This window comes from Stenotrophomonas sp., assembly GCF_031995405.1.
Lineage (GTDB): Bacteria > Pseudomonadota > Gammaproteobacteria > Xanthomonadales > Xanthomonadaceae > Stenotrophomonas.
This window is the reverse complement of sequence record NZ_DAMAGC010000034.1, coordinates 25,891-37,680: the sequence shown is the minus strand read 5'-3', so window position 1 is coordinate 37,680 and position 11,790 is coordinate 25,891. Positions and strand designations below refer to the sequence as shown.

Sequence of the window (11,790 nt, the reverse complement as noted above, 5' to 3'; positions counted from 1 at the left end):
TGGAGGCAAAATAAAGGAGGGGGCCGCTCCGTGGTCGGGGGCGTCGCCGGAAAGGGTATGGGAGCCCGGCGCCCGACCCACCAATGGCCGCACCTGGAAGAGTCACAGCGAACTTCATGCGCACCACGCGGAAGTGAGCGGAAATTTTTTCGCGCACGATCGGCACACACTGAACGCTTCCCTTCGATGCACATCCGCGTGCACTCAAGTTGACCGCACCATCGCCGTTATCGGTGCCTCTGCCTGTATCGACGCGATGGGCAGTGCACGTACTGTCGCGCATTGAAAAAAGATTGTTCGCCGACCCGCGAATTTGTCAGCGAACGTTCATTTTTAGCGGTTTTTATGCTTTCAGATGAAAGTAAAAAATTTGAAAAGTCATTAGACTCCCGCCCCCCGCGTCGTGATGTTGTCCCCACGCCGCCCGCAAGGGCGCTTGTTTTTTACGAGAAAGAGAAATCGCACGGATGTATTTGAAGACCCACCCGCTGCGCAACGCGATTGCCATCGCGCTTGTCGCCAGCTGCAGTGCCCCTGCCTTCGCCCAGACCGCCAATGACGGCACCACCAATCTGGATCGCATTGAAATCACCGGCTCGCGCATCCGCCAGGCCAGCGTCGAGAGCGCCCAGCCGGTCGTCGCGCTGAACCGCGCCGAGATCGAAAAGAAGGGCTACGTCAACGTCGCCGACATCCTGCAGGACGTCACCGCGGCCGGTGCGCCGAGCATGAGCCGCGCCAACTCGCTGGAGTCCGGCCGCGACTTCGGCGGCATGTACGTCAGCCTGCGCAACCTGGGCCCGGAACGCAGCCTGGTGCTGATCGACGGCCGCCGCATGGGCGTCAGTGCCGCCGGTTACTCCGACCTGGCCTCGATCCCCTCCTCGATCGTGGACCGCGTGGAAGTGCTGACCGACGGCGCCTCGGCCCTGTACGGCTCGGACGCCATCGCCGGCGTGGTCAACATCATCACCCGCAAGAATTTCGATGGCGCTGAAGTCAACGCCTACGTCGGCCAGTACAGCGAAGGCGACGGCCAGAAGACCAGCTACAGCGCCACCTTCGGCAAGACCTTCGACCGTGGCTGGGTCACCGTCGGCGGCGAATACTCCGACGAAGATCCGATCCTGGGCGGCGCGCGTGACTTCACCGCCTACCCGAACGGCCCGCGCCACCCGACCGACGGCCTGAGCGGCGTCACCCCGTGGGGCTATGCCACCGTCGACGGCAAGAACCTCAGCGTGGGCCCGGGCGGCGACCCGACCGTGCTGGGCAACTTCGTGCCGGCCGACAAGGCCAACGATTCCAACACCAAGACCAACATGAGCCTGCTCACCGGTCTGCAGCGCAAGTCGGTGTTCGCCAACGGTGGCTTCTCGATCAACGACAACCTGCGCCTGGTGGCCGACGCGCTGTACACCGAGCGCGAATCCACCAAGCAGCTGGCCGGCTACCCGTACCAGAGCACCGGCGGGCGTGCGCTGCTGTCCAAGGACAGCGCGTTCAACCCGTTCGGCCGTGACGTTGCCTTCGCGCACCGCACCGAAGAACTGCCGCGCGGCACCGAGAACAACCTGACCACCAAGCGTGCCAGCGTGGGCGTGGAAGGCAGCTTCGAAACCGGTTCGCGGTACTGGGACTGGAACGTCAGCTACATGTACAACCGCAACGAAGGCGAGCGCATCGGTACGGGCAGCATGTACCAGCCGAACGTCAACCAGTCGGTCGGTCCGTCGTTCATCGATGGCCAGGGCGTTGCGCATTGCGGCAGCGTCGGCAACGTGATCGCCGGCTGCACGCCGTGGAATCCGCTGGCCCCGATGGGCTACACCGGCCCGGGCGCGCTGGGCAACCAGGACGTGCAGGACTACCTGTTCACCCGTTTCACCGACAAGATGCAGAGCACCACCAAGGTGGCCAGCGCGAACATCTCCGGCTCGCTGTTCAGCCTGTCGGCCGGTGACATCATGGGCGCGATGGGCTTCGAGCACCGCAGCGAAGAAGCCAGCTACGACCCGGACCTGATGGTGCGCAACGGCCAGATCGCCGGCACCAGCGGCCAGCCGACCCGTGGCGACTACGCGCTCAACGAAGCCTACCTGGAACTGCAGGTGCCGCTGCTGGCCGACATGGCCTTCGCCCGCGAGCTGTCGCTGGACGTGGCCGGCCGTTACTCGGACTACAACAACTTCGGTTCGACCACCAACACCAAGTTCGGCCTGAAGTGGAAGCCGATCGACAGCCTGCTGGTGCGCGCCACCTACGGCACCGGCTTCCGCGCGCCGACGGTGGAAAACCTGTACGGCGGCACGGTCACCACGCGTGATTCGTACACCGATCCGTGCGACACCACCTTTGGTGCCGCGGCCAACAACGCGCAGGTGCAGGCACGTTGCCGCGCCGGCGGCGTGCCGGCCAACTTCCGCCAGCTGGCGGCCGATGGCAATCCGGCGACCGTGCCGGGCCAGCAGGGTGGCACCGACTTCACCTCCGGCTCCAACGAGGCACTGAAGCCGGAAACCGCCAAGACCTGGACCGTGGGCCTGGTGTACAGCCCGGAGTTCGTGTCGGGCCTGGACCTGAGCCTGGACTGGTGGAAGATCCGCATCAACGACGTGATCGTCGGTGAGTCGGCCACGGACATGCTCAACCAGTGCTACGTGCAGGGCGTGGACGCGGCGTGCAACCGCTTCACCCGTTCCAAGTCGGGCAAGACGATCGGCCAGGTCAGCGCGCTGGACCGCACGCTGCTCAACGCCGGCTACCAGGAAACCGCGGGCTACGACATCGCCGTGCGTTACCGTCTGCCGGAGCTAGCGATCGGCAAGTTCTCCGTGTCCTGGAACACCACGTACGTGGATTACCTGGAACGCAAGAACGACAACGCCGACACCACGCCGGTGCGCCAGTACGCTGGCTGGGAAGGCAACTTCCGCGTGCGTTCCAACCTGAACCTGGATTGGCAGTACGGCAACTTCGGCCTGGGCTGGACGGCACGCTACTACTCGAGCATGCAGGAAAACTGCGCCTACGCGACCGAGTGCAGCAACCCGGGCTTCAGCTCGCCGTACACGGGCAACCAGGGCATCAACAAGGTGGGTTCGAACACCTTCCACGATATCCAGATGCGCTACATCCTGCCGTGGAACGGCACGGTGTCGATGGGTATCAACAACGTGTTCGACCACCAGGGCCCGATCATGTACAGCCAGCCAAACAGCAGCTTCACCTACTACGGTGGCTTCGACATCGGCCGTTACATGTACATGAAGTACCAGCAGCGTTTCTGATCAGGCCCGCCTGATCCCCCCTTTCTGATCGACGGCTTACTCTCTCCAAGCCGTTGAATGGAAGTAAGACGGCGCCCTCGGGCGCCGTCTTTTTTTATGCATCAGGCAGATCGACATCCGCGAGTGCGTGCCTGCACGTGCCGGGCGGGTACGGGCGGGGGCGCGGGACACGCCGTGAACCCATCCATGGGGGCTCGACGTGCGCCATCCATGGCGCACGACGGTCCCGCACCCCCACCCGCACCCGCCCCTGGACAGTTCATCGGCGCGCAACGAACGACAATCCGCAACACCTTCATGCAACGAACCATTCACCAGACATCGCTTCGCGTTGCGTTGAGTTGCCAAGACCACCAGCCAACTATCCAGGGTGGGGGTGTGTGGGTTCGCGGGACCGTCGTACGCCATGGATGGCGTACGCGAGCCTACAGGGACGTACTTGCGGCGTGTCCCGCGAACCCACACACCCCCGCCCACCAAGATGCGCGCGCCAACCAAGGCTTCGCGCTCTCAAGCTCTCAAGCTCTCAAGCTTCTAAAAAAAAACCCACCCCTCACCCCCGCCGCGACCGCCAGACACTGTCCCCGACAAACAGCAACAACCCCACCCAGATAGCCGCAAACCCAATCGCCTTGCCCGCATCAAACGGCTCGCGGAAGAAGAACACCCCCAACAGCAACCCCAGACTCGGCGCGATGTACTGAAGAATCCCCACCAGCGACAACGGAATCCGCTTCACCCCGTAGGCAAACCCGATCAACGGCAGCGCCGTCACCGCCCCGCCCAGAATCAGCAGCGCATCGTTCTTCCAGCCCCACCCCCCGAAAAACCCGCCGCCGTGACCGCCCTCGCTCCACAGCGCAAACCCGATCGCCGGCAGGAACAGATACAGACTCTCCACCCCCAACCCCGCCACCGGGTCCACCGAAATCAGCTTGCGCAGCAGCCCGTACAACCCGATCGAACAGGCCAGCCCCAACGCGATCCACGGCGGCGTCCCCGCATCGATCGTCAGCCAGGCCACCCCCACCGCCGCGCATCCCACCGCCAGCCATTGCAACCCGCGCAGGCGCTCTTTCAGCACCACCACGCCCAGCAGCACGCTCACCAGCGGATTGATGAAATAGCCAAGGCTCGTTTCGATCACATGCCCGGCGTTGATCGCCCAGATGTACAGCCCCCAGTTGAACGCGATCGCCAGACTGCTCAGCGCCAGCGTCGGCAGCGCGCGCTTCTGCGCCGCGATCTGCTTCCACCAACCGGTGCCCGCACTGAGCAGCAGCCAGGCCACCACCAGCACCGTGCTCCAGATGATCCGGTGCGCGATGATCTGCTGCGACGGCACCGCCTTGAGCAGGTGCCAGTACACCGGCACCAGCCCCCACAGGGTGAAGGTGAAGGCGGTGATCGCAAACCCGCGGCGCTGTTCCTGCAGGCTGTGCTGCGGCACCGCGCTCATTTCGCGCGCGTCCGCGCCAGGGTCAGCACCACCACGCCGGCCAGGATCACCGCCATCGCCAGCAGGTCATGCCCGCCGAAGTGCTCATGGCCGATGATCGCGCCCAGAATCACCGCGATCACCGGGTTCACGTAGGCGTAGCTGGCCGCCAGCGCCGGGCGCACGTTGTGCAGCAGCCACACATAGGCGGTGAACGCGACGATCGAGCCGAACACGCACAGGTAGGCCACCGCCAGCAGCCCGTCCATGCTCGGCCATGTGGTCGGCCGCTCGCCGGTGACCAGGCCCAGCACCACCAGCATCACCCCGCCACACAGCATCTGCCCGGCCGCGGTCATGAAGGGAGTGGGCAGGTCCAGACCGCGCGCCCAGACCGAACCGAACGCCCAGCCGATCGGCGCCACCAGCAGCAGGATCAATCCCTGCGGCGAGGCGGTGAGGCTGCTGCCGGCGTTGAGCCAGACCACCCCCAGGAAACCGATCGCGATGCCCAGCCATTCACCACGGCTGGCATGCTGGCCGCGCAGCGCGCCGAACAGCGCCATCCACAGCGGCACCGAGGCCACCGCCGTGGCAGCCAGGCCCGAGGACACCGTTCGCTCGGCCAGCACCACCATGCCGTTGCCCAGCACCAGCATGGTCAGGCCCATGATCGCCAGGTTGCGCCACTGGCGCCGGGTCGGCGCGGCCATCCCGCGCCAGCGCAGCACCGCATACATCAGCGAGCCGGCAAGGATGAAGCGCGCGCCGGACACCATCGTCAACGGCAGCGCGCCACCTTCCAGCGCCAGCCGGATACCCAGGTAGGTGGACCCCCAGACCACGTACACCAGCAACAGGGCCAGTACGACAAGGCCGCTCCGGGGAGCAGCCGCTGAGGGTTCGGGTGAAGACATGGCACACCACCATCCGGGGGAACCGAGATTCTAGGCCACCGCGCCGTCAGGGAGCACCCCAACGCGATGGCACGCTGTTTCCGCTCACGTTTTCTCTGCCGGGAAATGGTTACCCTCATGCCCATGCGCCGTGGTGCCAGGAGGGTACCCGGCGCCAGGGCGCCTTTTCCGGGCACCTTCCCCACCCGCAACGATTTCCGTGAGGACACCCTCCCAGCATGAGCACTTCCACCTCCGCCGCCGCCCACCCCGAGCGTGCCGCGCTGCGGCGCTCGATCTCCAACACCCTCAAAGGCTCGGCCGGCAACCTGGTCGAGTGGTATGACGTCTACGTCTACTCGGTGTTCGCGGTCTATTTCGAATCGCAGTTCTTCTCGGCCGCCGACAAGAACTCCACCATGTACGTCTGGGCGATCTTCGCCGCCACCTTCCTGATGCGCCCGATCGGGGCGTGGTACTTCGGCCGCTTCGCCGACCGCTACGGCCGCCGCCTGGCCCTCACCGTGTCGGTGACGGTGATGGCCGGCTGTTCGTTCCTCATCGCCATCACCCCCACCGCCTCGCAGATCGGCATCTGGGCGGCGGTGATCCTGCTGTTCGCACGGCTGCTGCAGGGCTTTGCCACCGGCGGCGAGTACGGCACCAGCGCCACCTACATGTCCGAAGCGGCCATTCCGGGCCGGCGCGGTTTCCTGTCTTCCTTCCACTACGTCACCCTGGTCGGTGGCCACGTGCTGGCGCAGCTGACCCTGCTGGGCATGCTCAGCTTCTGGGACAAGCCGCAGATCTCCGAATGGGGCTGGCGCATCGCCTTCGGCATCGGCGGCATCGCGGCCATTGTGGTGTTCTGGCTGCGCCGCACGATGGACGAGTCGCTGGGCGAAGACTCCATCGAAGCAGCCAAGGAAGGACGCGCCAAGGCCTCCGGCTCGATGTATGAGCTGTTCGTGCACCAGTGGCGGCCGCTGCTGTTGTGCTTCCTGATCACCGCCGGTGGCACCGTGGCGTTCTACACCTACTCGGTCAACGGGCCGAAGATGATCCAGAGCGCCTTCGCCGGCGATGACGTGATGACCGGCACCCTGCTCAACCTGGGCGTGCTGACCTTCCTGATGGTGCTGCAGCCGATCGGCGGCTGGCTGTCGGACATCGTCGGGCGCAAGAGCCTGCTGGTGTTCTTCGGCGTCGGTGGCGTGCTCTACAGCTACTACCTGGTCACCGCCCTGCCCAACCAGCACGATCCGCTGATGGCCTTCGTGGTGCTGGCCATCGGCTTTGTGATCCTCACCGGTTACACCTCGATCAATGCCGTGGTGAAGGCCGAGCTGTTCCCCACCCATGTGCGTGCGCTCGGCGTGGGCTTTGGCTATGCGGTGGCCAACTCGCTGTTCGGTGGCACCGCGCCGCTGCTGTACCAGGCGGCGCTGAAGACCGGGCACGTCAATTCGTTCGCCATCTACGTCACCGCGGTGATCGCGGTGTCGCTGGTGGTCTACGTGTTCTTCCTGAAGAACAAGGGCCCCAACTGGCTGGACGGTACGCGTACGTAATACGCGGCGCACGGCCACCGCTCGGGCGGTGGCCGTGCGGTGACCGTACCCGTCAGCGGCGCGCGGATTCGGTCTTTTCGCGTTCGGCGCGGAACTCCGAACCGTCTTCCCAGGTGGGCCAGCGGCGGCTGTTGGCCAGTTCCGCGCCCAGGTCGTAGACCAGCAGGGTGTCGGCGGCGTGGCCGCTGGCGTCCCAGCTCGGCGTCCAGGCATCGCAGGCCTGGTGGTAGCACGCGGCGAAGTAGGCATCGCGCAGTTCACGGCCCTTCTCCACCCCGCCCTCGAGCATGTCCAGGCCCGGGCCGATGGTGATGGCCGGTACGCCCAGACGGGCGAAGGCGAAATGGTCGGCGCGGTAGAAGAAGCCGGCCTCCAGGTTCGGGTCGGGCGAATAGCTGCGGCCGCGGGCCTTGGCCACGCGCTCGAGGTCACCTTCCAGCGACACCCGGCCCTTGCCCCAGGAGGCGATGTCGCGGGTGGGGCCATCCGGGCTGAACATCTCGATGTTGATCACCGCAGCGGTCTTGTCCAGCGGCGCCAGCGGGTGCGCGGCGTAGTAGCTGGCACCCAGCAGGCCTTTTTCTTCGGCGGTAAGCGCCACGAAGTACAGCGTGCGCTGCGGCTGCGGACCGGCGGCGAATACCCGGCCCAGTTCCAGCACGGTGGCGACGCCGGTGGCGTTGTCGATCGCGCCGCGGCGGATGCGGTCGCCCCGGGCGTCAGGCTGGCCGATACCGAATGCATCCCAGTGCGCGGAGAAGATCACCGCTTCATCGGCGTGCGCACCACCGGGCAGCTTGGCCACCACGTTGCGGGTGACCACCTGCTCGCGCTTGAGCTTGAAGTTGACCGACAGCCGCGCATCGCCCAACGCCACCGGCTTGAACGCCGGGGTCATGGCCTTGCGCTTCTCGGCATCGAAATCCAGGCCCGCATCGCGGAACAACTGCTCGGCCAGGCTGCGCTGCATCCAGCCGCGCACCGGCACGTGCTGGGCCAGCGCCTGCTCGCGGGTGCGCTCGATGTCGAACAGCGGGGAGGTGCCCGAACTCTTCACCGTGGCCCAGCCATAGGCGGCGGGGGCGGTTTCATGCACGATCAGCACGCCCTGCGCGCCACGCCGCGCGGCTTCCTCGAACTTGTAGGTCCAGCGGCCGTAATAGGTCACCGCCTTGCCATCGAAAGCACCGGGCTGGGTGGCCTCGAAGTCAGCATCGTTGATCAGCACCACCGCGATCTTGCCGTGCAGGTCCACGCCCTTGTAGTCGTCCCAGTGGCGCTCGGGCGCATCGATGCCGTAACCGACGAACACCAGCGGCGCGTCTTTGATGTCCACCGCCTCCTGCGGGCGCAGGCTCTGCAGCGTCACGTCCTCGCCGTTGGTCAGCGCGCGAGCCTTGCCCTTCTGGCGCAGCTGCGCGCGCACCGCGCCGTCCACCTGCGCGCGCACCATCGGCACCGGCTGCACCCAGCTGCCGTCCATGCCACCGGGCTGCAGGCCGGACTTCCTGAACTCTTCGATCAGGTACTGGACCGTGCGCTCTTCGCCCGGGCTGGCCGGCGCGCGGCCTTCGAACGCGTCCGAGGCCAGGATGCGCACGTGCCGCGACAGCGCGTCCGGATCGATGCCGCCGCCGGGCAGGTCATTGGCCGCGTGGGCCAGGCCGCCCACGAACAGGCAGGACGACAGCAGCAGCATGCGCATCGGATTCACGGCAGACACCAGGACGGAAATCAGGGGCCTGCGAGTGTAACGTGACACCTGCATGACCGCGCGCCTCTACCGGCGGTCGCGGTCCAGCCAGCAGGCCAGGCCCTGCGCGTTGAGCTCGATGTCCATCGCCAGCACCTGGGTCACCGCCGCGTCATCGAGCGGGCAGCCATGCGCCTGCGCGCGCTCCAGGTACAGCGCGGAAAGTGCGGCGACCAGGCAGCGGTGACGGTCCGGCCGCGCGTCGCACTGGTGGCCGATCTGCACCATCGCATCGATCTGCTCCACCAGGTCGGCGGCCAGCCTGGTAACGTCACCCACGCGACCGTAATGGGTCAGGAACATGGCCTGCGGTTCGAAGGTGAGCATGCGCGCGATCGACTGCTTCAGCGGTTCCGGATCGAACTGCACCGGCGAAGAGGTCGGAATGATGAACGCGCCGCGCGCACTGTCCAGCTCGCGGTAGGACAGCCCGAACGTATCACCGGTGAACCAGGCGCGGCTGCGCGCATCCCACACGCACAGATGGTGCCGCGCATGCCCGGGCGTATGCAGGCACAGCAGGTTGCGCCCGGCCAGGTCCACGCGGTGGCCGTCCTCGGCAATCACCACGCGCTCGGCGGCCACCGGCAGCACCGGCCCGTAGCTGCGTGCGATCTCGGCTTCGCCGTACACCTCGGTGGCCCCGGCAATCAGCCGGGCGGGGTCGACCATGTGCGGCGCGCCGCGTGGATGCACCAGCAGGCGCGCGTTCGGCAGCTGCTGCATCAACAGTCCGGCGCCGCCGGCGTGGTCCAGGTGCACGTGGGTGAGGATCAACCAGTCGACCGCATCGGGCGCCAGGCCCGCACGGCTCAGTGCCGCAAGCATCGCCGGCACGGCCAGGCCGGTGCCGCAATCGATGAACGCCGCGCGGCCGTTCTCCACGACCAGGTAGGCCGCGTCGAAATCGTCGCGCTGGAACGCGGTGTCGATGGTGTGGATGCTGGGGTCGAAAGACATCGGTTCATCCCTGGCGGATTGCGCCACCATTCTAGGACGATCCGTGCACCGGCTTCGATGCGGCTTTGGTCGCACGCTGCGCCAGCCACGCGGTGCGCAGCAGTATCGCCGCCACCATCACCGCCAGGAACGCACCGTAGGCATACAGCACCGCCAGCACCTGCCGCCAGATCGGCCCGGCATCGGATTGCACCACGCCGATGTGGTGACCCCACAGCATCGCCACGATGCTCAGCACCAAGGCCAGCAGCAGCGCGAGGCCATCGAACCAGCGCCGCGCCGCATCGCGCGGCTGCCGTGGGAACAGCCAGTACAGTGCACCCAGCAGCGCGAACCAGGGCAGGAACAACAACAACGACAACCAGGCCATCGCAGTCTCCCCTTCAGGATGACCGCATCATGCCACGCGACCTCACCGATCGTGGCTGGGACCCGTGGCGGCGGCTGTAGCCGGCGGCGCATGGAACCTGGCCTTGCCGGGAGCCCGGCCAGCGGCCGGCGCTACGTTGAAATTGGGATTGGGAGGAGCCGGCCAGCGGCCGGCACTACCGGGGGGGGGCGGATGACCTGGCGGGCGATGTTACCCGCGCAATTCCTGCAGCGCGGCCAGCACCGTCTCCACCTCGGCCTCGATCTTGAACAGCTCGCTCTGCAGCCCGTCGCCGTGCGCGGTCTGCTTGAGCACGCCGATCACCTGGCCGGCATCGCGCGGCGAATCGAAGCCTTCGCTCTGGATCAGCAGGCTGCCATCGCCGGCCAGCAGCTTGAAATAGAAACGGCCGTCCTTCTCGCGGTACTGCTTGAACAGCGGCGGCGCGGCGCGTGTCTCGGTGGCGGCATCACCGGCGATGTTGCCGGCGCTGGAGAGGTCACGCAGGCCAACCGCATGCCGCAGCTCCTTGAGCAGCGGCATCGCATACTGCTCGCGCAGCTGCTGGCCGCGACGACGCAGCAGCGCCTCGATCTTTTCCGGCTCGGCCATCAGCGCCTCGTAACGCTCGCGCAGCGGGGTCAATTCGGCGTCGATGCGCTCGAACAACTGCTGCTTGGCATCGCCCCAGCTGATGCCGTCGGCGAAGGCCTGCGCGAACGCGGCGGTCTGCTCGGCACTGGCGAAGGCCTGGTACATCTGGAACAGCGCCGACCCTTCGGTGGTCTTGGGCTCGCCCGGTGCACGCGAGTCGGTGAGGATGGCGAACACCAGCTTCTTCAGCTCCGCGCGCGGAGCGAACAGCAGAATGGTGTTGTGGTAACTCTTGCTCATCTTGCGACCGTCCAGGCCGGCCAGCGTGGCCACCTGCTCGTCGATCACCACCTCCGGCAGCGGGAAGTACTCCTTGCCGTACACATGGTTGAAGCGCTGGGCGAAATCGCGCGCCATCTCGATGTGCTGGATCTGGTCGCGGCCCACCGGTACGCGGTTGGCCTTGAAAATCAGGATGTCGGCGGCCATCAGCACCGGGTACATGAACAGGCCCGCGCTGATCCCGGCGTCTTCGTCCTGCTGCTCCTCGCGGTTCTTGTCCACCGCCGCCTTGTAGGCGTGGGCGCGATTGAGGATGCCCTTGCTGGCGATCGCGGTGAGGAACCACATCAGCTCGGTGGTTTCGGGAATGTCGCTCTGCCGGTAGAACCACACCTTCTCCGCGTCCAGCCCGCACGCCAGCCAGCTGGCGGCGATTTCCAGGGTCGAGCGCTGGGTCCGCTCCGGCTCCTGCGCCTTGATCAGGCTGTGCAGGTCGGCCAGGAAGAAGAAGCTCTCGATGCCCGACGCCTGGCTGGCCGCGATGGCCGGACGGATGGCGCCGACGTAGTTGCCCAGGTGGGGTGTGCCGGAGGGGGTGATGCCGGTAAGAACGCGGGTAGTCATGTGGGGGATCAT

The 11,790-nt window shown here is 66.4% G+C and carries 8 protein-coding genes; 2 read left to right on the top strand and 6 right to left on the bottom strand.

What is annotated here, in order from left to right; translation table 11 throughout:
• The first annotated feature begins 467 nt into the window (after nucleotides 1-467).
• Complete coding sequence (locus RTO53_RS08570; protein ID WP_312237388.1) at nucleotides 468-3,290, top strand: TonB-dependent receptor; 2,823 nt, start codon at nucleotides 468-470, stop codon at nucleotides 3,288-3,290.
• 553 nt (nucleotides 3,291-3,843) lie between these two features.
• Here the strand turns inward: RTO53_RS08570 and rarD are convergent.
• Nucleotides 3,844-4,749, bottom strand: coding sequence for an EamA family transporter RarD (rarD, locus tag RTO53_RS08565; protein WP_312237387.1), 906 nt, complete (start codon nucleotides 4,747-4,749; stop codon nucleotides 3,844-3,846).
• Nucleotides 4,746-5,645 carry a drug/metabolite exporter YedA gene (gene yedA / locus RTO53_RS08560; protein ID WP_312237386.1) on the bottom strand — a complete coding sequence of 300 codons (900 nt, stop codon included), beginning with the start codon at nucleotides 5,643-5,645 and terminating at the stop codon, nucleotides 4,746-4,748. The genes rarD and yedA overlap by 4 nt, the downstream gene beginning before the upstream one ends.
• A 218-nt stretch (nucleotides 5,646-5,863) precedes the next feature.
• On the opposite strand from yedA, the gene RTO53_RS08555 reads away from it, so the two are divergent.
• Complete coding sequence (locus RTO53_RS08555; protein ID WP_312237385.1) at nucleotides 5,864-7,195, top strand: MFS transporter; 1,332 nt, start codon at nucleotides 5,864-5,866, stop codon at nucleotides 7,193-7,195.
• A gap of 52 nt (nucleotides 7,196-7,247) precedes the next feature.
• Here the strand turns inward: RTO53_RS08555 and RTO53_RS08550 are convergent, their stop codons facing one another.
• The 4 genes from RTO53_RS08550 to RTO53_RS08535 all read right to left on the bottom strand — a co-directional run bounded on the left by RTO53_RS08550 (nucleotide 7,248) and on the right by RTO53_RS08535 (nucleotide 11,778).
• On the bottom strand, nucleotides 7,248-8,900 hold the full coding sequence (locus RTO53_RS08550) for a M28 family metallopeptidase (RefSeq protein ID WP_312237390.1): 1,653 nt from the start codon (nucleotides 8,898-8,900) through the stop codon (nucleotides 7,248-7,250).
• A gap of 75 nt (nucleotides 8,901-8,975) precedes the next feature.
• Nucleotides 8,976-9,908, bottom strand: coding sequence for an MBL fold metallo-hydrolase (locus tag RTO53_RS08545; protein WP_312237384.1), 933 nt, complete (start codon nucleotides 9,906-9,908; stop codon nucleotides 8,976-8,978).
• 31 nt (nucleotides 9,909-9,939) lie between these two features.
• On the bottom strand, nucleotides 9,940-10,278 hold the full coding sequence (locus tag RTO53_RS08540; protein ID WP_312237383.1) for a hypothetical protein: 339 nt from the start codon (nucleotides 10,276-10,278) through the stop codon (nucleotides 9,940-9,942).
• Between the two features lie 210 nt (nucleotides 10,279-10,488).
• Nucleotides 10,489-11,778 carry a tryptophan--tRNA ligase gene (locus RTO53_RS08535; RefSeq protein ID WP_312237382.1) on the bottom strand — a complete coding sequence of 430 codons (1,290 nt, stop codon included), beginning with the start codon at nucleotides 11,776-11,778 and terminating at the stop codon, nucleotides 10,489-10,491.
• Between the last annotated feature and the right edge of the window lie 12 nt (nucleotides 11,779-11,790).